General features: G+C 62.7%; 33 protein-coding genes. 6 read left to right on the top strand and 27 right to left on the bottom strand.

Features of this window, described 5'->3' with window-relative positions; all coding sequences use genetic code 11:
• Positions 1-27: 27 nt before the first annotated feature.
• From QMK30_RS15970 to QMK30_RS16085, 24 genes are all read right to left on the bottom strand, one after another.
• A complete protein-coding gene (locus QMK30_RS15970) occupies positions 28-579 on the bottom strand; it encodes a hypothetical protein (RefSeq protein ID WP_283518644.1) in 552 nt (183 codons plus the stop codon).
• A 31-nt stretch (positions 580-610) separates the two neighbouring features.
• Positions 611-1,174, bottom strand: coding sequence for a hypothetical protein (locus QMK30_RS15975; RefSeq protein ID WP_283518645.1), 564 nt, complete (start codon positions 1,172-1,174; stop codon positions 611-613).
• Positions 1,175-1,285: 111 nt separating this feature from the next.
• The gene (locus tag QMK30_RS15980; RefSeq protein WP_283518646.1) at positions 1,286-1,765 is read right to left on the bottom strand and encodes a hypothetical protein; all 480 of its coding nucleotides are present in this window, start codon (positions 1,763-1,765) and stop codon (positions 1,286-1,288) included.
• Positions 1,762-2,256: a hypothetical protein gene (locus QMK30_RS15985; RefSeq protein ID WP_283518647.1), complete on the bottom strand. Its 495-nt coding sequence runs from the start codon at positions 2,254-2,256 to the stop codon at positions 1,762-1,764. Before QMK30_RS15985 ends, QMK30_RS15980 begins: the two co-directional genes overlap by 4 nt.
• A gap of 74 nt (positions 2,257-2,330) precedes the next feature.
• Positions 2,331-3,086, bottom strand: coding sequence for a hypothetical protein (locus QMK30_RS15990; RefSeq protein WP_283518649.1), 756 nt, complete (start codon positions 3,084-3,086; stop codon positions 2,331-2,333).
• A 176-nt stretch (positions 3,087-3,262) separates the two neighbouring features.
• Complete coding sequence (locus tag QMK30_RS15995) at positions 3,263-3,658, bottom strand: hypothetical protein (protein ID WP_283518650.1); 396 nt, start codon at positions 3,656-3,658, stop codon at positions 3,263-3,265.
• A 93-nt stretch (positions 3,659-3,751) separates the two neighbouring features.
• On the bottom strand, positions 3,752-4,057 hold the full coding sequence (locus QMK30_RS16000) for a hypothetical protein (protein WP_283518652.1): 306 nt from the start codon (positions 4,055-4,057) through the stop codon (positions 3,752-3,754).
• Positions 4,050-4,562, bottom strand: coding sequence for a hypothetical protein (locus QMK30_RS16005; RefSeq protein ID WP_283518653.1), 513 nt, complete (start codon positions 4,560-4,562; stop codon positions 4,050-4,052). Before QMK30_RS16005 ends, QMK30_RS16000 begins: the two co-directional genes overlap by 8 nt.
• Positions 4,563-4,740: 178 nt before the next feature.
• Positions 4,741-5,253 (bottom strand): aspartate-semialdehyde dehydrogenase, encoded by a 513-nt coding sequence (locus QMK30_RS16010; RefSeq protein WP_283518655.1) that lies wholly within the window; start codon positions 5,251-5,253, stop codon positions 4,741-4,743.
• The gene (locus tag QMK30_RS16015; protein WP_283518657.1) at positions 5,253-5,447 is read right to left on the bottom strand and encodes a hypothetical protein; all 195 of its coding nucleotides are present in this window, start codon (positions 5,445-5,447) and stop codon (positions 5,253-5,255) included. Before QMK30_RS16015 ends, QMK30_RS16010 begins: the two co-directional genes overlap by 1 nt.
• A 98-nt stretch (positions 5,448-5,545) precedes the next feature.
• Entirely contained in the window at positions 5,546-5,902 is a 357-nt protein-coding gene (locus QMK30_RS16020) for a hypothetical protein (RefSeq protein ID WP_283518658.1), read from the bottom strand.
• A 167-nt stretch (positions 5,903-6,069) separates the two neighbouring features.
• Complete coding sequence (locus QMK30_RS16025) at positions 6,070-6,420, bottom strand: hypothetical protein (protein WP_283518660.1); 351 nt, start codon at positions 6,418-6,420, stop codon at positions 6,070-6,072.
• Between the two features lie 2 nt (positions 6,421-6,422).
• Positions 6,423-6,755 carry a hypothetical protein gene (locus QMK30_RS16030; protein ID WP_283518661.1) on the bottom strand — a complete coding sequence of 111 codons (333 nt, stop codon included), beginning with the start codon at positions 6,753-6,755 and terminating at the stop codon, positions 6,423-6,425.
• Positions 6,752-7,084 (bottom strand): hypothetical protein, encoded by a 333-nt coding sequence (locus QMK30_RS16035; protein ID WP_283518663.1) that lies wholly within the window; start codon positions 7,082-7,084, stop codon positions 6,752-6,754. The genes QMK30_RS16030 and QMK30_RS16035 overlap by 4 nt, the downstream gene beginning before the upstream one ends.
• Positions 7,085-7,200: 116 nt before the next feature.
• Positions 7,201-7,674 carry a hypothetical protein gene (locus QMK30_RS16040; RefSeq protein ID WP_283518664.1) on the bottom strand — a complete coding sequence of 158 codons (474 nt, stop codon included), beginning with the start codon at positions 7,672-7,674 and terminating at the stop codon, positions 7,201-7,203.
• Positions 7,675-7,719: 45 nt separating this feature from the next.
• The gene (locus QMK30_RS16045) at positions 7,720-8,142 is read right to left on the bottom strand and encodes a hypothetical protein (protein WP_283518665.1); all 423 of its coding nucleotides are present in this window, start codon (positions 8,140-8,142) and stop codon (positions 7,720-7,722) included.
• A gap of 35 nt (positions 8,143-8,177) precedes the next feature.
• Positions 8,178-8,774 (bottom strand): hypothetical protein, encoded by a 597-nt coding sequence (locus QMK30_RS16050; protein ID WP_283518666.1) that lies wholly within the window; start codon positions 8,772-8,774, stop codon positions 8,178-8,180.
• Positions 8,775-8,921: 147 nt separating this feature from the next.
• The gene (locus tag QMK30_RS16055; RefSeq protein ID WP_283518667.1) at positions 8,922-9,236 is read right to left on the bottom strand and encodes a hypothetical protein; all 315 of its coding nucleotides are present in this window, start codon (positions 9,234-9,236) and stop codon (positions 8,922-8,924) included.
• 35 nt (positions 9,237-9,271) lie between these two features.
• The gene (locus QMK30_RS16060) at positions 9,272-9,541 is read right to left on the bottom strand and encodes a hypothetical protein (protein WP_283518668.1); all 270 of its coding nucleotides are present in this window, start codon (positions 9,539-9,541) and stop codon (positions 9,272-9,274) included.
• 130 nt (positions 9,542-9,671) lie between these two features.
• The gene (locus QMK30_RS16065; protein ID WP_283518669.1) at positions 9,672-10,241 is read right to left on the bottom strand and encodes a hypothetical protein; all 570 of its coding nucleotides are present in this window, start codon (positions 10,239-10,241) and stop codon (positions 9,672-9,674) included.
• A gap of 117 nt (positions 10,242-10,358) precedes the next feature.
• Positions 10,359-10,973 (bottom strand): hypothetical protein, encoded by a 615-nt coding sequence (locus tag QMK30_RS16070; protein ID WP_283518671.1) that lies wholly within the window; start codon positions 10,971-10,973, stop codon positions 10,359-10,361.
• A 117-nt stretch (positions 10,974-11,090) separates the two neighbouring features.
• Complete coding sequence (locus tag QMK30_RS16075; protein ID WP_283518672.1) at positions 11,091-11,330, bottom strand: hypothetical protein; 240 nt, start codon at positions 11,328-11,330, stop codon at positions 11,091-11,093.
• A gap of 331 nt (positions 11,331-11,661) precedes the next feature.
• Positions 11,662-12,168, bottom strand: coding sequence for a hypothetical protein (locus QMK30_RS16080; RefSeq protein WP_283518674.1), 507 nt, complete (start codon positions 12,166-12,168; stop codon positions 11,662-11,664).
• A gap of 17 nt (positions 12,169-12,185) precedes the next feature.
• On the bottom strand, positions 12,186-12,479 hold the full coding sequence (locus QMK30_RS16085) for a hypothetical protein (RefSeq protein WP_283518676.1): 294 nt from the start codon (positions 12,477-12,479) through the stop codon (positions 12,186-12,188).
• 2,392 nt (positions 12,480-14,871) lie between these two features.
• Between QMK30_RS16085 and QMK30_RS16090 the strand changes: the two genes are divergently transcribed.
• Complete coding sequence (locus QMK30_RS16090; protein WP_283518677.1) at positions 14,872-15,360, top strand: hypothetical protein; 489 nt, start codon at positions 14,872-14,874, stop codon at positions 15,358-15,360.
• Positions 15,361-15,448: 88 nt separating this feature from the next.
• On the opposite strand, the gene QMK30_RS16095 is transcribed toward QMK30_RS16090, so the two are convergent.
• The 3 genes from QMK30_RS16095 to QMK30_RS16105 all read right to left on the bottom strand — a co-directional run bounded on the left by QMK30_RS16095 (position 15,449) and on the right by QMK30_RS16105 (position 17,746).
• Positions 15,449-16,189 (bottom strand): aminoglycoside phosphotransferase, encoded by a 741-nt coding sequence (locus tag QMK30_RS16095; protein WP_283518679.1) that lies wholly within the window; start codon positions 16,187-16,189, stop codon positions 15,449-15,451.
• A 255-nt stretch (positions 16,190-16,444) separates the two neighbouring features.
• Positions 16,445-17,230 (bottom strand): hypothetical protein, encoded by a 786-nt coding sequence (locus tag QMK30_RS16100; protein ID WP_283518681.1) that lies wholly within the window; start codon positions 17,228-17,230, stop codon positions 16,445-16,447.
• A gap of 6 nt (positions 17,231-17,236) precedes the next feature.
• Positions 17,237-17,746 carry a hypothetical protein gene (locus QMK30_RS16105; RefSeq protein ID WP_283518683.1) on the bottom strand — a complete coding sequence of 170 codons (510 nt, stop codon included), beginning with the start codon at positions 17,744-17,746 and terminating at the stop codon, positions 17,237-17,239.
• 397 nt (positions 17,747-18,143) lie between these two features.
• Here QMK30_RS16105 and QMK30_RS16110 point away from each other — a divergent pair, with 397 nt between their 5' ends.
• The 5 genes from QMK30_RS16110 (at position 18,144) to QMK30_RS16130 (ending at position 21,238) form a co-directional block, all read left to right on the top strand.
• Positions 18,144-18,311 carry a hypothetical protein gene (locus QMK30_RS16110; protein WP_283518684.1) on the top strand — a complete coding sequence of 56 codons (168 nt, stop codon included), beginning with the start codon at positions 18,144-18,146 and terminating at the stop codon, positions 18,309-18,311.
• 604 nt (positions 18,312-18,915) lie between these two features.
• On the top strand, positions 18,916-19,509 hold the full coding sequence (locus tag QMK30_RS16115; protein ID WP_283518686.1) for a hypothetical protein: 594 nt from the start codon (positions 18,916-18,918) through the stop codon (positions 19,507-19,509).
• 216 nt (positions 19,510-19,725) lie between these two features.
• A complete protein-coding gene (locus QMK30_RS16120) occupies positions 19,726-20,610 on the top strand; it encodes a tyrosine-type recombinase/integrase (RefSeq protein WP_283518688.1) in 885 nt (294 codons plus the stop codon).
• Positions 20,607-20,828 carry a hypothetical protein gene (locus QMK30_RS16125; RefSeq protein ID WP_283518689.1) on the top strand — a complete coding sequence of 74 codons (222 nt, stop codon included), beginning with the start codon at positions 20,607-20,609 and terminating at the stop codon, positions 20,826-20,828. The genes QMK30_RS16120 and QMK30_RS16125 overlap by 4 nt, the downstream gene beginning before the upstream one ends.
• On the top strand, positions 20,825-21,238 hold the full coding sequence (locus QMK30_RS16130; protein ID WP_283518690.1) for a pyrophosphohydrolase domain-containing protein: 414 nt from the start codon (positions 20,825-20,827) through the stop codon (positions 21,236-21,238). Before QMK30_RS16125 ends, QMK30_RS16130 begins: the two co-directional genes overlap by 4 nt.
• Position 21,239 lies beyond the last annotated feature (1 nt).

Here is a 21,239-nt window from a genome sequence, read left to right on the forward strand (position 1 = left end):
TCAAAAGCGGCCTGTGGCCGGTCGTACCTACGGGTGCTTGCGTGCCGGGGTGGTCAGTGCCCGCTGCACGTCCCAGCCCAGCTCCTTGAGGCGGTTGCGGAACGCTTCCTTGGACAGCGACTCGTGCCGGTCCGGGTGGGCGTACCACTCCCGAACTGTCTTGCTCGCGCCGTCCCACTCGAAGGTTTGGGTGTCGGGCTCGCGCGGGCCTCGCCTGGCATCAGGCTTCGGCTTGCCGCGCTTGTGGGCGTCGGGCTTCTGGAAGCGGCCAGCCGGAGTGGTGCGAGGCATCTCCGGGGCCTTGCCGAGGTCGTGGACGGTCTGGCTGACGCTGCCGTCGGACCAGAAGGTTGTCTCGACGGAGTTCGGCCCCCAGACCTTCTTGCCCTTGCCGGAGCTAAGTACAGCCACTGAGTCACCAAGGTTCAGGTCAACGATGATCTTCGTCGTCGGGTGATCACCGGACTCTGCGGGGACGGCGTTCTCGCGCAGCCAGACCGGGTCGTAGTGCCGCCCGTTGGCGTACGCCGCTTCTTCCATCTCCTCGACGATGTTGTGAGGGCCGTGCAGATCGTTCATCGAACGCTTCTCCTTGCAGGGGTATGGGTGATCAGGACGCCTTCTTGGGGACGCGGCGGCCACCGCGCACGGCGGGCTTCGTCAGGGCTTCCTCGACGCCCATGCCCTGGTTCTTCAGCCGGGCCTTGAACGTGGTGAGGCTCAGGCCGTCGATCCGGCTGGGGTGCTCGTACCACTCCCGTGCTGTCTTCGCCGTGCCGTTCCACTCGAAGATGTCCTTGTCGAAGTACTCGCCCACCTTCCGGCCTTGTGTGGGTGTGGAGCTGAGGTACCGGCCGTTGGAGGTGCTGCGTGGCATTTCTGGGGCCTTGCCGAGTCCGTAGCAGTTCTGGTCGATGCCGCCGTCGGGCCAGTAGACAACTTCGATCGACTGCGGCCCGTGGAGCTTCTGCCCCTTGGTGGAATCCAGCCGCTCCATGGAGTCGCCAACACCGAGGTCCACGATGATCTTCTTGACCGGGTTCGGACCCGCCTGGGCCTTGCGCGCGTTGTCCCGCAGCCACTTGCGGTCGTAGTGCTTCCCGTTGCGGTACAGCGCGGCCAGAGCCTCTTCCGCGATCTCGTCGAGTTCGCTCAGCTCTTCGGTGTCGTCCATCGTGCTTCTCCCCACGGTGTGAATTCCGTCCCTGCCAATGCGAGAGGGACGCAAGCGCCCTGCCCGAGCGTGAGTCGGGGTGACTGGCGGTCCAGTACAGGGCTGTCGTACCTAGCAGGTGCTGCTGGAGGGATCGGGCCCCTTGGTGAGCCGCGCGTGGATCTCCTGAAGATCACGGAAGGTGATACCCGTGTCCACGTTCTCTCCGTACTTGCCTTGAGTGACCGGCAGCACCATCTCGTCCGGCTCGGTGTAGCCCTTATAGACATAGATGAGCTGGGCGAGCTTGTCGGCCAGGGTGACAGGCGGCGCAGGCCAAGCGGCGAAGAACTCCGCGTCTGCCTTCTTACGCTCGATTTCCTCGGCGGCCTCGCGGGTGATGGTCCTGACCGCGATGCGGAACGCTTCTACGGCTGACTTCTGGCCGGAGCAGTAGGACCGGCCCCACTTCGAGGCTCCCCAGCCATACTGAATGTCGTCCTTGACCTCGTAGCTCACGCCGTCGTGCCGGAACCAGAGATAGTTGCCCTTGCGCTTCAGCTCAATACCGTCGATGACGTCCACGACGTCATCGGACTCAGGGGTGGTCACAGTGACTCCTTCTTCTCTTGCTGGTTTTCTCGCTCGTACGCAGCTACGAACCGGCGGTCGTCAACCAAACGGTCTTGGATCTGCTCACGCTCTTCGCGGAGTTTGGAAAGCGCGGTTTTGAGGCTGGTCTCTTGCTCAGCGATCCATGCCAGCTTCGCGGTGTCTTCGCGTAGCCGGACAGAGACGATCGCGTACCGGGAGTCCCGGTCGTCCTCTGCGCGGTGGACCTGCGCCAGCTCTAGGCGCTTTTCGAGGAACGGGAGCATTTCGTCGCGGACCCAGTAAGAGTCGAGCGCCCCGTGCCCGCGCTTCTGCGCACTGGTATCCCGCCATTTCTTGCAGACTTCCTTGGGCATGTCCTCATGGCGGGACTTCCACTTGGTCAGGGCGCCCCGGGTGTAGCCCGTCATCTCAAGGATCTCCTCCGAGGAGATCAGCTCTTCCTCGCGGCCCTTGTACTCCTCGCGGTACCACTCGTCGTCTCTTGGCATCGTCAGTCCTCAGTAGCCTCCGGTGAACAGAGGCCAGCGTAACTGTCCACCGGTTCGGAGTACTAGGACAGTCTCTACCGGCTGGGGAAGTACGGACGCACCTCGGCGGGCAAATACCGAGCGGACAGGGTCAGCAGCTCCCGGGCGGCCAGGAGCTTCGCCACCTCGCTCGCCCCGTCCACGCTGGCCTCCAGACGGCTGGAGGCCGTGTAGTAGAGCATCTGCCGGGCCCGGTTGATCAGCTCCATCACGGCCGGGAAGTAGCCGCCCTCCTGGTACAGCAGTCGCGCCGCCGTCGCCGTCTCGGCCTGGTAGAACGCGACCATGCTTCGCATTCCGTACCGTTTCATGTTGGAGATCGCCTCGACGGAGGTTGTCGCCGACAGGTTCTTCGCAATCGAGGTGGCCTCCTCCTCCAGCTCCTGGAGTCTCACCGGCAGTCGCTTCAGCTCCTCGCGCCAGTTGTCGAAGCGGGTATAGGAGTGGCGAGCATCGCGGTACGCCTTCCAAATCGCGCCGCTGCGCCACTCCATCTCCAGCAGAGCGGAAACCAGCTCGGCCTTGCGGACGGGCCACCGACCGGACGACAGCTCCATGTGCATCTCGCCCAGCTCGTCGACCGTCAGCCGCTCCAGCTCCGGGCGCCGCTTAGACTCCAGACGCGTGCGGTGCATCTCCTCGTAGTCGTGCAGAGCCTTCCAGAGCTTGTCGATCTCGGTGGCCTGCGTCTCGAAGTCGGGCAGGGAAGCTGCGTCGACCAGCTCCTTCAGGTGCTCCACCCGTATACGCAGCCACGGGTCGACCATGTTCATGTAGTCCTTCTCGCTCATAGCGTCCTCATCAGGCCAGGGAGCAGCAGCACCGATCTATCACGGGCCACTGACATCTATCCGGGAAATACGAACGGCAGCACAGGAGGGAGACTTGCTCCGCTCGTGCGCTGCCGTTGGTGCCCTGCGCCGGGATCGAACCGGCGCGCAGCCGACCAGGACCAGGGCTGTCGTACCTATGCGGCGAGGTCGTGACCTGCCGGAACCTGTATCTCGACCAGATCTCGCAGCGTGAAGAACGCGATGCCGCTCTCTACCTCGTCCGCCGTGGAACGTCCCTCATCGACATAGCGGACGGCCACCCAGCACGGGCTATTCCAGTCGATCTTGTTCATGATCTTCACGGTGAGGTCGCTGCCGTCTCCGAACATCTCGGCGACGTCGTCTCCGTCCTTCCAGACGTCGAAGACCTCACGCCACTTTCCGTCCACCTTGATCGTGTCGGTCTCCAGCAGCTCCTCGGCGCGCACCGTAACCGTTGCCCACACTCGGCGGGTGGATGCTGCGGCGGCGGGTGCCGGAGACAGCGTGGGGGCGTACGGATGCTTCTTCTTGTTCCTGCGGCGACTCATCTGACGCCCCTCCTCGGTTCCTGATCGTTGGACACGTCACAGCTATCAGCCCCCTGCCGAGCAGTGTTAACGCTCGGGTCGGAGGCGTCGTACCTAGCGCACAGGCTCGTAGCCGGGGCCGCGCAGGTCGAGCTTGATGATCATTTCGTTTGCCTCGTCCACGGCTTCCAGCAGCGTGCTGCTGGCGTAGTCGCCGAAGAAGTTCCCGTCAGGGGCGCCGCTGCTGTACAGGTACCAGCCGCTGTCACTCCGTTCGATCTTGGACCTGCGACGCTTCTCCAACTCGTAGGTCACCCCGAACAGCTCGGTCTGGTACTTGCCACTCGGCTGACGCTCCCAACCGACGCCGCCCTCACCCTCGATGAGCTTCTTGCCACACCACTGGATGCGCTTAGCCACGGAGCAGCTCCAGGTTCGACAGTGAGGCCCACCGGGCTGCGTACTGCTTGGTGGCACCGCCTGGGTCCGACCGGTAGACGCCGAGGTCCCACTCCTTCGGCAAGCCCTCGGCCGGAATGGTCGCCACGACGAACTTCCCGTCCAGCTCCGCCAAGATCAGTCGACGGCCAGCCACCGGGTAGCAGAGCTTCACCTCGAAGCCCTGGACCATCACCGGGTCCTTCACCACAGGGGCGTCGAATCCGGTGGGCGGGATGTAGAGCGGCAGGCCGTTGACGAGCTTGTTAGAGAACGTGCCTCTGGCCTGCGGGATGATCCCCTCGGCGCCAGGCGGATAGTTCTCAGCGTCCGCAGCATCGGAGGCTGCCTGGTAAGTGCGCAGCAGGACGCCCCCCGCGCGCTGAATATGATCCTGCTCTCTGATGGTGGATACCGAGACTTCCTCCACCGCCCTTTCGAATCCCGTCCCACCAGAATGCTGGACGAGGGTGTACATCGTTGCCATGGCTATCTCCCAGAGTTTTCGGGCATGGAAAAGCCCGGCCGGGGATTCGAACCCCTACACCCCATACATCTCGGGACCGGGCTGAGTGAAGCTGTTTTCGGTTAGTCCATGGCCATTGCTTCGAGCCACTGATCCCACGGAATGTCGTCGATCAGGAAAGCGCCAGGCCGACGCATGATCACTCCTGCACGGCGGCGACGAGGTCGGCCTGGACCAACTGGAGAGAGGTGCCGTCGTCCAGCGTCAGCACGTGGCCCTCAGAAAGGTCATCCACGAGTCCGTCCGCCGATGACGTCAACCCTGCGTAGCCACGCAGCTGTGAACGCCTGCCGAGCTTCTCCAGTTCGGTGCGAACGCGCAACTTCAGATCAGACGCCAGCGCAGGCTCTTCAGAGGTGCTGAACTCATCGATCCTGGTGCGGCCGTCAACCGGGCGCCAGGCTTTCGTGATGGTGCGTGTCTCGGCATCCATCTCCTGGACCAGGAGGACCCAGGTAGACCCCAGCTTCCGAGGAGTCCTGTCGAGCGAGACGTCGGCGTCCTCGTTGGCGTTCTTCAGTCCGGCCTCCAGCTCCCCGAGGATGCGCAGACTCTCCGCGTCCTGACAGTTCGCGGCCAGCCGCTTGACTGCCGTCTCGTAGTGTCCCAGCCGGTGCTCCAGCCGGACCTTCTCAGGATCGGTCGTGCCCATTAGAGGCTGATCTCAATCTCGTCGACATCTGAGTGCTCGCGGCCGATCGTGTCGGACTGTGGATCACCGGCGACCAGTTCGATCTCGGTCCCGTCCATCAGCCGGAGCGTGAACGGAATGTCCTGGCGCATATGGCGCACCAGGTCACGAACGTCACCCGCGTTCACGATGAGGGTCTTGCTCTTGTCCGGCAACGCATTCTCCTTAAAGGGATCGAACTCGACTTGATGAGCACCCGGCGGAGGGCTCGAACCTCTGCGCCCCACATTCGCGGGCCGGGCAACTGTCGTACCTACAGCTCGCGCCACTCCTGCGTGGCGGTGTTGAAGTAATGAATCTCCGTGCATCCCGCATTGGGCTTGCCAAAGTCGTCGAGCGGAGCGAAGTCAACCTCCCCGCCTTCGTCATCCTCAGCAGTGACGATGCGCCCGGTGTAATTCAGCACCCCGTCATCGTCGTACATCCGGAACGTTCGTCCCTCGCCTTTCCGCAGCCGCTCCGCCATCTCAAGCGTGATGTTCGACGGCCCGGTGGTGCCCTTCTCGTCGCGCCCTTCCATCGGATCGTGCTCAATGTCGATAGCCCAGCCGTACGCGGCTGGACTGGAGTCGTCGGTCACCATCTGGCGTACCACTTCAGCTCCCGGCATGGTTCTGCTCCTCAGTCCGCTCGGTGTCACACTTCTCGCACAGGCAGTACACGGAGACGATCCGAAGTGCTTCCGTCTCCTCATAGTGAATGTTCCGGTCCTCGCCGCCGCAGTCCCGGCAGCGGTCGGAGTTGTCCCTCACGACAACGAAGCCCTGGTAGTCGTACCTACGAGGCACAGCGGGCACCGCTTTCGCCCTTGATCCAGAACGCCACGCCGACGCCGTCGGGAGTGTAGAAAACCTCACCGGCCGTTCCATTCTCACGCAGGACGTGGCCGACGGCGTTGTCCCCGATCCCGTCGCTGTACCGCTCGATGTTCAGGGCCAGGTCGCACCAGGCACACGAGCACACGACCCACTCGGGGTCATTGCCGAAGTGGGCGCATCGCTCCGCCCACTCATCCATCTGATCGCCGAGGAGTGTTTCCATCGCCAGCACGGCGCCGTCCTCGTCCTCCGCGCACTGCGTTTCGGACGGCGGCTGACCGACCGTGTTGGACGCGATGTGGAAGTGCATGATCAGAACCCCGATCCGTATGAGTCCTGGGCAACGCGATCGTGCTGCGCGCACCAGTCGAGTCCGTTGCCCTTGTCCAGTGCGCAGAACTTCGGCCCGTTCACAGTGCCGTATTCCGTCTGCCAGCCGCACAGCGGCGAGTCCTTCGGAGGCTCCGTATCGACGGTCTCCACGTCCTTGCACCAGGCGTGCCACTTGCCGAACATGTCCGGTCCGGCCGTGTGCTTGTCGATGTCCCCACCGCACTCCGCGCAGTATTCGAACTCGAACAGCTCGGCCAGGAACTGCTGCGCAGAGATGCCGTCGAGGAACAGAGGAAGCTGCTCGCCGCTCATCCGTGGTGTCCGAACTCTTCGGCCTCGGTGCTCTTCATCAGCGACAGTTCCCCTGCGTCCCACACGAACTCGTAGTCGTCAGGTGCCCGGTCCTGGAGGTAGTCGGTGGCCTGGTCGCTCAGTTCACCCTGGCCGACCACTGCCTCCCACGAGTCCTCCGAGGCCGCCGGACCGTTCTGGCGGTAGTCCTCCAGAGCCTGCTCGTACTCCTCGGGCACCACGAAGCCGTACGAGCCAGCCCGGTCCACGACCCGATGGTTGTTGGTCCAGCCCTGGGAACCCTCCAGCCAGCACCCAGCGTCAGCGGCAGTGATCTTGGCATCGGACATGTGTTACTCCTCGTTCGAAGGCAGCCTAAGAGGCCGCACTGACAGCGGTCGTGGACAGACGAGAGTCCCAGGCCGGAGTCGATCCGGCACCATCGCGGCTGGGCTGGGGCGTATGCCTAGATGTTGTAAATGGCGAACTTGTGTTTCAGAAGGAGTGCGCGCAGTTTTTCCTCTTCAACTCCGAGGTCGTCCGCCAGCGCCGTGAACCGAACATCGTGAGGGCGCGGCATGGCTTTCCGCTGCGTCCGAGAGCCTTGGATTAGGTGACTGGCCTCAACTTGTGACCGAAGTTGAATACCTCGACCGCTCAGCTTTCGATTGATAGTGGCCTGGTTCACGCCGTACTCTCGCGCCAAGGCAAGGGTCGAAGTACCTGCGGTGTACTTCTTGGCAATCTGTTTGATCTGCCGTTCCTCAAGTCGCACTTGTGGTCTGCGCCGACGCTTTACGAGATCGACCACGCCGAGGCGGTTGATAACTCGTCGCACCGTAGCTGTCTGTGTCCCGACGAACTGTGCGATGTTGGTGTATGTCCAATCGGTCTCTCGGAACAACCGGATGATCTCAACCTCGCGCTCCCACGCATCCATGAACTATCCTCCGTAGCGAAGCATGCTTCGCGCAGCCTACTGCGGTCAGCGGTAGAACTTCACGTCCCGGATACGCAGGCTCTCGGCACGGTCCAGAAGGTAGACGGGCAACTTCTCCACACCCTCCACCGATGCCCGTCGCAACCGGTGGACGCCGTCGATCAGCATGTAACCGGGCTCCTCTCCTTCCCTGGACAGGTCGGCGAAGACCAGCGGCACGCTGAGGTCGGCCTGCGTGCGGGCGTACTCCTCATCGAAGTCACCGACCAGGAGCGGGATCGTGTTGCCCTGCCGGGTCTCCTCGGGGCTCTTGTCCACTCCGAGCGAGCGCGCCCAGACGGCAACGTCGATCTCCTGGAGCCGGTCGGGGCGCGGCACGTCACGGATGATTTTCAGTGCGGCGTCCACGTCGTAGATGAACGGGCCGAAGTGGTAGAACTGGCCCTTCTCCTGCTGGTCGTCCTGCATGTCGTACCTATCTCCTTTCGGGGAGGCGTTGGCTGTCACGGCTGGGGGAGGCGCGAGTCGAGTGAGTCGAGATCGTTCTGGATGGACCTGATGGCCTCGTATCCCGCCCGCTTGCAGGCGCCAATGAGGTACTGGTCCAGCTCGGAGTCACCACGACCCATGGAGGGCAGGTCGACCTTGTCCGTGGGCGGCAGCGACCCGATGCGGGTGAACGCCTCGACGATCTCCCAGGTCAAGTTCATGCCGCCGCCGGTCAGGGTCAGGCCATACTCCTCGTGCTCCCGTCCGACCTTGACGAGGCAGAGCGGCAGGTCGTGGATGGCCCTGGCGACATCGTGCTCATCCATGTGCGACGGGAGACGGATCTCCCAGTAGATGGACGACGTCGGTCCCTCGTCGGCGTAGGTCTTCGCCTCATCCTCGAAGCGCTCGCACTGCTTGTTCCGGCACACGTTGTAGCCGTCGCTCGGCTCCTCGCACCCGTCGCACAGGAAGGACTCCCAGCACTCCCAGTGGAGCGCACTGGGCCCGTTTTCCTCGAAGTCTCGCGGGATGTCGCTGAAGGGGAAGTAGATGGTGTTGTTCTCGGCGAAGTGACCGAGCTGGTCAACCGGAATACGGGCAACAGGCATGGCTCTCCCTAGTAGAGGACAGGCAGGAAATAGGTAGGCAGACAGAGTTGTCGTACCTACTGTGTGCCCCGCGCCGGATTCGAACCGGTCGTTTTCTCCCCACGAGGCTTTCGCTGTCAGGCGTTGCAGTACAAGCTCCGGCTCCCGTCAGACCAAGGGGGCAGTGAACTTGAACGTCTTGATCACTTGACGGCTCTTCCCCGTGTGCTTCGGGGGCGTGCGGTACAGATGCACCGTGGTTCCATCTACAACCAGGTCTCCACTCCAGGTGAAGTCCATGGTGAAGAATTTGCGCCCTTGACTAGCCCAAGGCTTTGAGGGGCGGAGAGTCATTCCCGACTCCGTCACCTGGTCCACGAGGGCATCACGGCTGTCCATGATGTAATCGTGGTCAGTAATCCTGACCTTCCAACCGGATTGGATACTGTCCTTCAGCTCCTGCGTCGGAGACTTCTCTTCCATGATTTTTCTTCCTTGTGATAGTGCAGGGCTAGTGGTCAGTTCACCGAGATGTTGCCGTGGGAGTTCAGGTAAACCGTGGCATACCAGCGGCGGTTGCTATACGGGTCAGGGCCGACCACCGTCAGCTTGTCCCCCTCAGGAAGCTTGTCCCCCTTGATGGTGGCGTTACTCGGGCCGAGATTTATTGCAGACGTACGGTCGAACGTCACCGACGCCGAGTCCTCCTTGAGAGCACGCTTCAGAGCAGCCTTCGTCGGGATTCGCTTGCCCTGAGCGTCGGACGCACCGACGTTGATGAATGACATTCCCACCCCTTGATGTGTGCACCGAAACATGGGCCGGTGCGTACCCGAGTGCCACCCGCTCTCCCTTGACAGAGATACCGGACTGATCCGGGGCGGGGGCGAAATTGTCGTAACTAGGTCTTTTTCCCGATCAGGTTTTGACTGGTTGAGCGCAGTACGCCATCGCGTCGCGCGCCACACCGACTGCGTATTCGAAGCCGATCAGTCCACAGCATGAATCGCCGTTGAATTCCCATGTGTCACGTTCATCTCCCTCGTCACTCGTCCAGTGCACCGGACGCTCCACTATGTATTCGTAGACATCACCGTCCGCCCAGGACTGATACTCCTCGACAGAGGAAGCAATGTAAGCGGCCGGATCTGTCAAGCCCTCGATCTGTACCGTCTCCGGAAAGATGTACCACAAGGAAACAGGGCCACGCTCCGGGGTGTGCAGATAGGAGATGCCGCCACGCTGTGCTACATATCGGGCAAAGATTCTGACGGCCACATCCCCGGCGTATCTGCGGTTGAGCCTCGCCCACCAGTCGCTAAGTTCATCGCCGGGGGATTCCACGTCCAGATAGGTGGAACCGGGTACCGTCACCACGCTGACTATCTGGTCATACTCTGTGCGCAGATTTTGCGCGTCACAATCGACAAGAAGGCGAACCCGACGCTTTTTGTCGTCGCTGTAAAAGATCTCAACGGAATCGGACACGTGGCAACCTCATTCTGGCAGGAGGAGACCCTCTGGCCCCTCCACATGGCGGAGTCAGAGTCTGGTCAGTGTCGCTCTGAATCAGTTACCTGGCGCTGTCGTACCCAGGTAGACCGGTCAGGCGCAGTAGAGGCAGTTGCACTCGAAGGTTTCGTGCGAGCACGGTTCGCCTTCGCCCTGGTCCTCGCAGGGACGGCCGTTGTCGGCTTGGCACGGAGCCTCGCCGTGGCAGGGAGAGAAGGGCGGGCACGAGATCGGATCGTCGCCGTTGCTGGCCTGGTAGTCAGCCATGGACGGGTCGTCCTCGCGCCGGACCCGCCGCCACGTCCCACCGCAGTGCAGACAGTCCTCCTCCAGCGGAGTGTCACCGCTCTGGAAGTTGTGACCGAAGCTGGACCAGCAGCCGAAGATGACGGGCACGATCGTGTCGGCGTACGCCTCCAGAGCACAGAGCATCAGCCGCAGATCACCGACTCGGGTGTCCGCCTCGAAGTCGTCAGGGTCGCGGCCGTCGAGCTTGCTCCGCTCCCGGATGATGTCGATCTGGAGCTGTTCGGGGCACCGGCCGGTCGTCGCCAGGGTGGCGAAGTCGATTCCCTCGCCCATGGAGGCGTACCAGGATGCGATCGTCTGGGCAGCCTGGTCGGAGATGACCTCACCCTCGTCGTCCCACTTCTGGGACTCCGCGAGAGCTTCGGGCTCGGAGAGATGACGGACTTCGAATGTGCGCACTCTGATCTCCTTCTAGATGTCATGGATGCGCATAGGTGTCGTACCTAGCGCGTGGTGGACCGTGGGGAATCGAACCCCTGCCCTTTCGGGTAACCACTCAGCCCAGCGCTTACGGCGCTACTCGTTGGTGTCGAGCAATACTTCTTCCGTGACCGTGTTGACCACCAGCGCCTCCACACCCGAAACCGCCGCCGCACGAGCGGAGTCCATGGCGTAGTCCTTCGAGTCCGTGAACTCCATCTCACGACCGAGGGTGTAGCTGCCCGTGCTGGATTTGAGCACGGCGAACTTCTCGGATGCCTGCTCTACGGCGTCGTATACCTCCGGCGCCACGTAGTACTCGCGATAGCTCTTCATTCTTGCCGACCCCTGTTCTGCACTAAATCCAGACGACTCGGTTCTGCTCGTTTACCTTTCGCATGACTCAGCGTGGAGTGCGCACCGGGTTTGCGCTTCCTTCAGCTCCGTCAGCTCAAGGCACACGAGATTGGACACCGGAAGGCTTCCCGGCTTGTAGACCCATCCCGTGTATTGCCAAGCCGGGGACTTGAGGACACCGTCCGGCTCGAAGTAGGGAAGACGCGGAGTGATTGTGCCGACCACGACGTAGCGGACACCGTCGATAGTGGTCTCCCACTCTCTGTTGCCGTCCCAGCCCTCCGACGACGTCAGGTCCTTCTCAAACCACTCAGCCACGGTCGCCCCGGTTCTGCCAGAATGCTTCGCTGGCGTACGCCTTCCGATCGTGGTCGTCGAGGCTGTCCACCCACTCGTTGCACTCGCCCTTGAACTCTTCGTACGTGGAGATCGTGATGGCACCCTTGCCGTAGTCGTAGACACTCAGAGATTCGACAGGCACGGAGTCACTGGCGTCGCCGAAGACCTCGATACGTGAGCCGTGCTGCCAGACGAATCGGATTCCCGAGGCGTGCTCGTACACGAGCTCCTCGCTCAACTGCCCGCTGGCCAGAGCCTCCAACGCTGCATCGTCGAACTCCTCCAGGACCTCGAAGGCCGGGTCCTTCGGACCATCCTCGGAGCCGTTGGTGAACTCCTCACGCTTGCTGCGCATGTGGTCGGCGCACAGGTTCTTTTCGGCCTCTCGCCTCTCGCCGTCGGAGAGAGTCCAGGCGAAGGCAATGCGGGCAACGGCTGGAGTCTCGTCATCACAGAACTGGCAGAGCTTCACAGTCATGAAGTGGGTCCTTACTTTCAGATGCGGTCGAGCGGAGCGGTGACCATGCGGCGGCCGTCGTAGTCGATGGTGCCGGGCCCATCCCGGGGGTCGCTCACGTAGTAGACGTACAGCTCGTGAGGGAAGCTCCCGGACCCGGCGGACACCGACATCGATCCCTCACGGAATCCGTAGGTGAACTGGATGCCCTGGTACTCCTCACGGACGTAGCCGTACGAGACCGGACCGTCGAGCTTCTGGATGATCGGCGAAACGCCGGGGACATTGATCTGGACGAAGCTGAACACTTGCTCGTCGAGAGGCTGGGGCATGGTGGTCCCTCCAATCGGATAGTGACGGGAAAGCTGATGAGTACCCGGCAGCGGATTGCGCACCGCTACACCCTGTAAATCCCGGGCCGGGCCCAAAGTTTGTGTGGTTCCTCGCACTCGGTGTTCTTATGGTTACGGTCAACATGCGAGAGAACCGATATCCGCGCCGTCAGACAGCCTCTGTCGCCGTTGGTGTCGCTTCACAGCGATAACGCAGACGAGCTACCTAGGTGTCGTAAACGCGGTTTCTTTTGCGACGGTTGCTGTACCCCTACCCCTGCCCTGTCACCTATTGCGTCGCCGCATCGGTCTCGAACACTAGGGGGCGGTTGTCATGCTCGCTCGCTCCGGCTCGGGTCAGATTTCTGACCTCTCCTTCATCGCTCGCGGCACGTCTCCACCGTCGGCCGAATCGCTTGTGAGGCGAATCGGACTTTTCTGCCTTCCACGCAACCCTGGCACTGCTAGGTGGGATACACCCTGCCCGCAGGAACTCGGATTGGAGTCCAGCTTTTATATGCACTTCTCAAGGAACGTTCGCAGAATTCACCTGTGACATACGCGCCTCCGACCGTCGCACTGACCAGCCTTCTGCACGGCTCCAGATGAGCCCCACCCGATTCGGACCGTAAGGCCCGCCCCGGTTACTGCTGCTGCGCCTAACCCTAGCCCAACTGTCTGCGGGTTGTAAACCCCCAGTCAGTTCACCTAAGTCGGTAAGCAGTTTCCAGCTCTACCAGCCCGGTTCCCGCTTGCCTTGGCCTTACTCTACCACACTGTCTCGTGAGGCGAACCCCCGGTCAGTGCTTTTGGTGCTAACCCCCTTGCGACTTGCGCCAACCTGGCCGCTTGTCGTTCGGTGGTCCGACCTTACCACACTGTCTAGGGGTTGGAACCCTTGGTCAGTCCAGTAAGTGCACCGCCCCTTTCTCGCGCTTCTCGAAAGCCTTCACCCGACGTCATGCGGGTTACTCCGGCCCCTGTGACTTGCGCCTTTCTGGGGTGCCCCTCCCCCTCCGCCGTAGTGGCCGGTTGGGGTGGAACGAGGACGACATTACGGCGGTGTCTCCCCATCGTCAACCCCCGGTCAGTGGTGACGCCGTGACCAGCAACAACGCCACGACGCCACCCGTTGAGATCCGGGGCCCATGCGAGGAATGGCCACTACGGCGCCCCTGTAGCCACCGTTCCCGCCCCATGGCGCCCCCTGCCTTTGTGAGCCGCTGTAAGGCCCGTAGGCGCCGTTCCTCTACCCATGCCAGCAATGGCGCGCGTGCGCGCTCCCTAGGCCCGTGCGCGTGCTCTCTGCCCGTGCGCCATGGGTACGACGTCCGGCCGCTGTAGCGCGTGCCCGTGGGCAGGGGCGCCCCGTGGGGAGTGGCGCGCGTTGGGTGCGCCCCTACTGAACAGCGGGAAAGTTTCGGGGCGTCAGTTGATCAAGGTCGAGGCTGTCATAACCCTATGCAACAAGGGTTGAGCCTGCCCGGGGCGAGTGGTCTACCTATGTACGCGATTCAACAACCATGGCTCTCTGCCTACGGTGCGTGAAAAGGTCACGGCGAAAGGTTTTCGGGGGCAAGCCGTAGTAGTCCCTCTACCTAGGCATATAGCAACACCTAGCGCGTGTGGCCCGTGGGAGCGCCAAGCCTAAAGCTGTGACGCTACGTGCGTAGCAACTCCCCGTGATTGCTGATGGTCCGTTTGTCAGGGGTGACCCCTAGTGCACATTCCGTGACTGTCGGCAGTATCAGTGACCCTAAGCTACTTAGCTCACCTAACCACTGCGTAACTCTGTGCAATGTAAGGTCATTACTCAACGTGTCGAAAATGGCTCACTTGGTGCACAGTGCGTGATGCCTGATGATGCGTCAGCTTGACAGGATGGAATCTGACAGCTGAGTCAAGCCAGTGACTTTGACCAAAGTCTAGTTTGGTAGTAGTCACATGCCACGAAGTCGGGCATTCCGGGATCTCTCGCCTAAGTGGCTGATGATGTGTCAGCTTGTGATGTGCGCCACGAAGGTTGACCTAAGTTCACCCAAGGTGACCCCCCACCCTTAAATGATCACGGCTCGCGAGGCCCCCCTGGTTGCTCTCGCGGCTGGCCACCCTATCAATCGAGGCAGTATCAGCACGCTCCGTCGACAATCCGAAGCGTGACGTCCGCCCAAGCGCATTCTTTCACGGACAGTTGCCGACGACCCGTCAGTTATGGCGGTCTGTCGTCAAGGGGGAAAGTCAAGCACTACTTTGAGTTAGGTGTACCTGAAAGGTCGTCAGGTCAGCTCTTGCTTTAGTTTCATGTGCTTTGTCGGCGTAGAACTAAAAGATTCCTTTAGTTCGAAATAGCCGTAGGCTGAGGGCAGTTAGCCGAATGTCCCGGAGGAGACTTATGAGTACCGCTACCGACTTCTGGAAAGCCGAGCAGCCAAGCCTTCCCCGCCTCGGCACCGCCTGGGATATCGGGCGGGACCTCGGGGTGAGCGGGCAGCTTCTCGAAGCGTGGTCGGTGCGTTACGACGTCTTGACCTATCGAGCTGGTGTGCCATCGGTGGGCTACTTCCCACCACCGGTCATGCGCCTCAGCGAGCGGGAGGTATGGCTGACGGAGCAAGTCCTGCGCTGGCACGGCTGGATGCTCGATCACGATGAGGACTTCGCGGCCTACCGGCTACGCAGGGCACCGCACAAGCTCACGGCCTGGAGGGAGACGAAGACGTATGCAGAGTGGCTCGTAGACCCTCGGTGCCCTCTGGTGTACGTGAGTACGCTGACTGGTCGGCTCGGCCGTGGATGGACTCCGGAGCACGCCATCTCGACGGACGTTCAGCAGAAGCTCGGACACGAGGGAAACCCGCCAAGAGCGAAGCCGCCCTCTTGAAGATTATGAAAAAGGTCCTCCCCGCTTCCATTCGGGGAGGACCTGAGGCCATCTCCGCTGATACCAGAGGTGGACTGTGCACCCCAACCTAGCCTGAAGTCTCGCAGCTCATCCAGTAGTCGGCCCAGAGACGGGAGCCTCGGGTGATCCCCTCGATGCCGGGCGTGCCGTCGGCGGCTAGATCCGCCCAGCGAGAAGCTTCAGCTTGGGTGAGTACGGCTACAGCCCTGGGGCTAGCCGTTCGGAAGGCTGGCATCTTGTGCGCCCAACGGGCGGCCTCGGCAGTGGAGTGGCCTCCGTCAGAGATAAGGCGGGCGGCCCACAGGGCGGTATCGGCCCAAGCGGGGCCCGTCGCGGCCCAGGCCCAGTCGATGACGCGGGCCTGGCCGGTGAGCATAAGGATGTTGGTAGCGGCGAGATCGGTATGCAGCAAGGTCTCACCGTGCAGGAGGGGTTCGTCGTCGTCGGCGCAGTAGTAGCCCCAGCGGTCCCAGGCGCTCAGCAATGGAAGAGGCGGGGCGGTGGTGCCGGAGAGGACGGTTAGTGCGTGGGTGACTGACTCCAGGTCGGGGGAGTTGGGGGCGTAGTCGGCGTGGGTGCCCGCGATGGCCTCGAACGCGATCAGCAGCCACCCGGCCGTTTCTACGCGCCACAGGGTGCGTGGGCAGAAGTTGGGAAGGTGGCTGCTGATCCGGTGCTCCAGGTCGAGTTCTTCGGCCTGGGGGTCGTTCGTCAATGCTCCCTTGACGAACACCTGGCGGCCGTCCGGAGTCGCCAGTACGGCCGCCATGGCGGAGGCGCCCCCACCTGACATGTCATCAGCGGTCACCAGGCTATTGCCAAGGTGCGGGGCGACAGCCTGGTGTGCCTCGCGGGGTAGGTCGCCCCAAGGGGTGCGTTGTGGAGACATAGTCCAGGCTACTTGGGTGGCCTCGGCGGGAACGGCGGGTTCTTGTCCGGTGTCACCGGCCCCGGCGGACGAGGCTGCGGCGAGGGGGTCTTCGGGCCGGACGGGGGTCTCTTCTCGGCAGTTAGCATGTCGCCGACAGTAGCGGCGCGTATGCCTCCGGTGTGGGGAAAGCTGCTACTTCGGGGCCGGTGCGGGCTTGCGTCGGATCTTGCGCAGCAGTACTCCGAAGACGGGGAGGGTGAGCCCGATGAAGAGGAAGACGATCGCGAGGCCGGAGAGCGCGGGTGACAGCTTCTCCTCCACCTTCAAGGACCAGGCTGACCCGGTGGTGAGTGCGATGAGGAATCCGCCCTTGGAGATTGTGTAGCCGATGCCGAAGACGGCCGCTATTGCGGAGGAGCCGTAGCCGATCGAGGACCACGGTCGTCCGGGCCAGTTGAAGGTGGCGCTCTTCGTGCACATGAAGGCCAGTTCAGCGCAGGTGATGAAGACGTAGCCGAGGTAGACCAGGAGGTAGATCCTGATGGGCACGTGGCTGGCGAAGGCTGTCGTGAATTCCGTGCCGGGGAGGTTGGCGTTGAGCCACAGAGGGATCATGACCAGCAGCACGGCAGCAGCGACTGTGGCGCGCTGGTAGATCGCGGTGCGTAGGTAGTGGGGGTCGTAGGCGATGTCGACCATGGTGAGTTGCAAGCTGGCGCACCAGGCGATGGCGCATATGTGGGCGGTGAGTTTAGGCAGGTTGTCGACGCCGGTCAGTTCCTCGACCCAGTGGGAGATGGCGGGGATGGCGAAGAAGACGCCGACGGTGCAGATGCCGAAGGCGAAGGTGATGCACTTGTTCGCGATGGTGGGGGAACGGCGGACTCGATAGAGGCAGGCTGCGGTCACGATGACGCCGAGAACGGTGCAGAAGCCGAAGATCATGCCGTCGAGCGGGGTGGAGGACGTGCTGTTCAAGGGGGGTTACAGACCTTCCAGGGAGTCGGCGGCGTACTTCGCGGCCTCTTCCATGCTCCTTCGCCGTCGGTAGCGGCGGTTAACCTCGCCGGAGTCGGGTTCGGTCTCGATCTCTTCCGCTGGGGTGTTGCGGTCGAGGCCGAGCTGTTCCCGGCGGTCCTGGATCTGTTCGAGCAGGGCGTCGAGGTCGGCTGGGGGTAGGCCGTCTAGGTGTCTGACGATGTCAAGGGCCTGATGGTTGCGCTCCAGAGCCGAAAGAGCGCCAAAGTCGTCCCAGCCTGGAAGAAGGAAAGCGCTCGGCGCGTCCAGCACGGCGCTGAGTGCTGTGAGGGTGGCGACAGTGGGGTTGTCATCTTCGCCCCGCCTGAGTTTTGAGAGCGCGCCGACTGAGCCTCCGCGTGTGTGGCCGGGGAGGTTCTGGATGGCGGTCGAGAGTGCCCGGTTTGAAGGTAGCTCGCCGTCGGGTCCGGGACGGCGTCTGAGTAGGTAGGCGAGCTTGGCGGCAAGGGTCAGCATCTTGGTGAGGGGGCCCCTGCTGTGGTGTAGACCTGTGTCATTGCACCCCGTCGAACCATCACGGAATCTCCAGATCGTAGTTAGATGGCATCGCTGATTACTTTAGTTGACAGCTCTGTTGCGCGCCGTAACATGATCCGAACGGTGGGTCATGGTGCTGCGGGGGCGCTCTGACCTGCATGTCCGGCGTGTCTCCGACTCACCTGCCGAGCTGGAGCGCGTGGCATACACCTGTGGGGGGTTGCGCGTGCCAGGAGCGCGTTCGAATGGACATTCGATACAGTGGGCGACCTCTGGTTCCGTCGATGACGTCAGCGACCAGAGTGAAGGGGGCTGCTCATGCCTCAGCCCCGGAGGGCCGGGTCAGGGAGCTGGCGAGAGGACAAGGGGTAATCCAGTGGCCGAGGTGGAGCTAAGTTCGGGCTCCTCCGAGGCGGAGATCCTCTTCATGCTGGAGCGGCTGGACGGCTGCCGGATTCGATTGAACCGAACGACCGGGGAGGTACGTGTTGTCGTCGACGAGGAGTGGCTGGAACGGGTTTGGGGCCTCGATGAGGAGTCCTGAAGCCGTGATCCGCCTGCCCGAAGTGGGCCCGGCACCCTGCGACTTGTTCGGCGGGGTTCCTGGTCAGCCCCGGCGGATTTGCCCTTCAGGGAACCGTGATCCTGTGGTTAAGGTGTGCGGCAGTAGCGGATGTGAAGATTCCGCGAAGAATGAGGGGGCGCGGCGGATGGGGGCGACGGAACTCAGGAGCGGGTCGAGTGAGGCCGAGATCGCGTACATGTGCGGTCGGCTTCCGTCTCGGGGGTACCGGGTGAACCGGCTGACGGGTGAGGTGCTCGTGGCGGTGCCGGAGGAAGACTTGGCGGACATGCTCGATGCCGATCACACGATGGGTGTCTCCTGACGGTGGCGCTGTGGGGCCTTTGGCGGTCGTCCCGGATGGGCCGGGACGGAGCCAGGGGCCCTGTTGTATGTGTGGGGCACGGGGCGGGTTGTGCGGAGCGGACTGCCTTTTACGCAACTGTGACCGTCAGAAGTTGCTTAAGTGTTGAGATGTTGGATATCAACTCCTCAGCACTTGTTATAGTTCCGGTCAACCTAATAGTTGAAGCTGTCGCCAGGCCAGCGAGCCACGGTGCGCCGCCGCGTTGAAGGGTAGAGATCGATGAAGAGGACCTGCAAGCACCGGCTGCCTGACGGCGCCCTTTGCGGGGCAGTCGTCGAGGGGCGCCCGTTCAGGGTCGAGCTGAACATGGACGAGGTCCGTGACCTCTGGCGCTGCGGAACGCACGTCTTCGAGCTGGAGCGCGCTCTGGTGGAGATGCTCGCGGATGGCGAGAAGGGCAAGCCGACCCGCGTGAAGCTCTTCCGTGATGACTCCGGCGTCCTGGCGACGAGTGAGGACATCCGTGAGTGGTTCCTGATGCTGCTCAAGAACGGTTCGGACCAGTTGTCCGAGGACCAGGCTGCCATGGCGAGGGGTTTGGACGGGGGTGCTCCAGGGCGCCTGAAGAACGAACTGGTCGATCTGTGGAAGCGACTGCGTCCTCAGGTCAACGCCCCTGAGAACTGGGAAGACGTGACCCCGGAGGATGTCCGCAAGGTGCTGCGCGATTCGCTCCTGACCGCGCCGGAGCAGCTCACGGTTGACGAGCGTCGGCTGGTGATGGGGCTGCGTGATGAGGAGACGTTGTCGCCGACTGCGCTGACCTTGTTCGGTCGTCTTCACTCGGCGCCGCGCATCGTGAGGCGGTCCTGACTGTCGCGGCTGTGGTTTGAGTATCGGGGGGCTCGCCCATGTGAGGCGGGCCCCTTTTTGGCGTCTTCTGTGGCGACTAGAGCACAACAAGTCCTCATTACTTGAGCATAAGGTTCTCAACTGTTAGGGTCGAGTCGTTCCGACGGCTAGGCGCTGTCAGGCATCCCCGGGGTCCGGCACATCAGGGCACTCGGCGGACGGGAGAGGACCACCGGAATGAGCGGCAAGACACCCTTCAAGAAGGCGCAGCGCGCCGTCGACCAGTGGCTCCTGACGAAGAAGGACCGGACCCGCGAGGAGTACGAGCGCGACATCTCCCGTTACGTACGCCACTGCGTGGCCCTGGGCATCAACCCGCTCAAGGCGCGGCCGGACACGGCAGCCACCTTCATCACCGCGCTGCGCGATGAGTACGGGCTCAAGCCCCGGACGCGCCTTCGCGCCTACAACGTCGGCTCGGCGTTCTACAACTACGCCGTCCGCTGGGAGTACGCGAAGCGCAACCCTTTCCAGGATGTCGAAAAGCCCAAGATCGTCGATGAGCCGGAACTGGGCATGTCGATGGACGAGGCGGTGCGCTTTCTCAAGGAGGCGTTCTATACCTCGGAGCGGCTGTACGCCCTCGTGGTGACTCTGCTCCTGCTCGGTCTGCGCATCTCAGAGCTTCTCGGGGCCGATATCGAGGACATGGGCATGGTCCAGGGCCAGCGGGTGCTCTGGGTCCTGCGCAAGGGGCGCGACGAGAAGCTGGCCATGCCCCTCCCGGACTTCGCCTTCGCGGCCCTCCTGGTCTGTATTGGCGACCGGACCAAGGGGCCGATCTTCATCACCGGTTCAGGCAAGCGCCTGTCCCGGCAGGGAGCCCACGACACGATCGTCCGGCTCGGGCGCCGCTCCGGCGTTCCGCACATCCACCCGCACCTCATCCGCGCGACGACGACCGTCCTCCTGCTGGAACTGGAGCAGGCCCTGCACCTTGTGCAGGAATTGATGGATCACAACGACCCACGGACCACCATCGGTTACAACAAGGCCCGGAAGAGGATCAAGAACTCGCCGGTCTTCGCCCTGGAGCGCGCCCTCGTGGAGGCATCCCAGTGACCGCTACGCACCAGTCCGCCTACCACGAACTCGTGGGACCCCTCAGTAAGCAGGTCCGGGCGACCTGTACCTGCGGGTGGGAACAGGATCTGGTGGACTGCGGAAGCCAGCTCCGTGCCTACCTCCTTTATGCCGACCACCTCCGCGAGGAAGCCGTCGCCGATTCGCAGCGGGCGGCCAGCAACAACAGCACCCAGCACGACAGGAGAGCAGCATGATGTACGACCCCATGACCCGCGTGAAGGAGTTCCACGACGCCTTCGGTGTGGAACGCGAGCACACCACGGAGGACAAGGAGAACCTCGTCTCCCTGCGCCGGGTGCTCATCGAGGAGGAGACCAAGGAGGCCGCCGTCGAGCTGAACCGCCTTGCCCGGCGGGTCGAGCGCAGCCAGCATGGCAGGAGCGCCAGGGTCGCGCTGGCCAAGGAGCTGGCGGATCTGCTGTACGTCACCTATGGCACGGCCGAGGTGCTGGGCATACCGCTGACAGACGTCTTCGAGGAGGTCCATCGCAGCAACATGTCGAAACTGGGTCTCGACGGCCGCCCCGTCCGGCGCTCCGACGGGAAGGTGCTCAAGGGCCCGAACTATACCGAGGCCGATGTCGATAAGATTCTCTTTCAGTAAT

Origin of the sequence: Streptomyces sp. H27-C3, assembly GCF_030063415.1 — a bacterium.
GTDB lineage: Bacteria > Actinomycetota > Actinomycetes > Streptomycetales > Streptomycetaceae > Streptomyces.

Bases quoted from the DNA above. Each gene is read 5' to 3' on its own strand.
- QMK30_RS16080 (WP_283518674.1), bottom strand. From the start codon at position 12,168: ATGACTGTGAAGCTCTGCCAGTTCTGTGATGACGAGACTCCAGCCGTT.
- QMK30_RS16085 (WP_283518676.1), bottom strand. From the start codon at position 12,479: ATGCCCCAGCCTCTCGACGAGCAAGTGTTCAGCTTCGTCCAGATCAAT.
- QMK30_RS15995 (WP_283518650.1), bottom strand. From the start codon at position 3,658: ATGAGTCGCCGCAGGAACAAGAAGAAGCATCCGTACGCCCCCACGCTG.
- QMK30_RS15975 (WP_283518645.1), bottom strand. From the start codon at position 1,174: ATGGACGACACCGAAGAGCTGAGCGAACTCGACGAGATCGCGGAAGAG.
- QMK30_RS16120 (WP_283518688.1), top strand. From the start codon at position 19,726: ATGAGCGGCAAGACACCCTTCAAGAAGGCGCAGCGCGCCGTCGACCAG.
- QMK30_RS16005 (WP_283518653.1), bottom strand. From the start codon at position 4,562: ATGGCAACGATGTACACCCTCGTCCAGCATTCTGGTGGGACGGGATTC.
- QMK30_RS16050 (WP_283518666.1), bottom strand. From the start codon at position 8,774: ATGCCTGTTGCCCGTATTCCGGTTGACCAGCTCGGTCACTTCGCCGAG.
- QMK30_RS16055 (WP_283518667.1), bottom strand. From the start codon at position 9,236: ATGGAAGAGAAGTCTCCGACGCAGGAGCTGAAGGACAGTATCCAATCC.
- QMK30_RS16045 (WP_283518665.1), bottom strand. From the start codon at position 8,142: ATGCAGGACGACCAGCAGGAGAAGGGCCAGTTCTACCACTTCGGCCCG.
- QMK30_RS15970 (WP_283518644.1), bottom strand. From the start codon at position 579: ATGAACGATCTGCACGGCCCTCACAACATCGTCGAGGAGATGGAAGAA.
- QMK30_RS16020 (WP_283518658.1), bottom strand. From the start codon at position 5,902: ATGCCGGGAGCTGAAGTGGTACGCCAGATGGTGACCGACGACTCCAGT.
- QMK30_RS16010 (WP_283518655.1), bottom strand. From the start codon at position 5,253: ATGGGCACGACCGATCCTGAGAAGGTCCGGCTGGAGCACCGGCTGGGA.
- QMK30_RS16025 (WP_283518660.1), bottom strand. From the start codon at position 6,420: ATGCACTTCCACATCGCGTCCAACACGGTCGGTCAGCCGCCGTCCGAA.
- QMK30_RS16130 (WP_283518690.1), top strand. From the start codon at position 20,825: ATGATGTACGACCCCATGACCCGCGTGAAGGAGTTCCACGACGCCTTC.
- QMK30_RS16115 (WP_283518686.1), top strand. From the start codon at position 18,916: ATGAAGAGGACCTGCAAGCACCGGCTGCCTGACGGCGCCCTTTGCGGG.
- QMK30_RS16090 (WP_283518677.1), top strand. From the start codon at position 14,872: ATGAGTACCGCTACCGACTTCTGGAAAGCCGAGCAGCCAAGCCTTCCC.
- QMK30_RS16060 (WP_283518668.1), bottom strand. From the start codon at position 9,541: ATGTCATTCATCAACGTCGGTGCGTCCGACGCTCAGGGCAAGCGAATC.
- QMK30_RS15985 (WP_283518647.1), bottom strand. From the start codon at position 2,256: ATGCCAAGAGACGACGAGTGGTACCGCGAGGAGTACAAGGGCCGCGAG.
- QMK30_RS16105 (WP_283518683.1), bottom strand. From the start codon at position 17,746: ATGCTGACCCTTGCCGCCAAGCTCGCCTACCTACTCAGACGCCGTCCC.
- QMK30_RS16035 (WP_283518663.1), bottom strand. From the start codon at position 7,084: ATGTCCGATGCCAAGATCACTGCCGCTGACGCTGGGTGCTGGCTGGAG.
- QMK30_RS16075 (WP_283518672.1), bottom strand. From the start codon at position 11,330: ATGAAGAGCTATCGCGAGTACTACGTGGCGCCGGAGGTATACGACGCC.
- QMK30_RS15990 (WP_283518649.1), bottom strand. From the start codon at position 3,086: ATGAGCGAGAAGGACTACATGAACATGGTCGACCCGTGGCTGCGTATA.
- QMK30_RS16030 (WP_283518661.1), bottom strand. From the start codon at position 6,755: ATGAGCGGCGAGCAGCTTCCTCTGTTCCTCGACGGCATCTCTGCGCAG.
- QMK30_RS16040 (WP_283518664.1), bottom strand. From the start codon at position 7,674: ATGGATGCGTGGGAGCGCGAGGTTGAGATCATCCGGTTGTTCCGAGAG.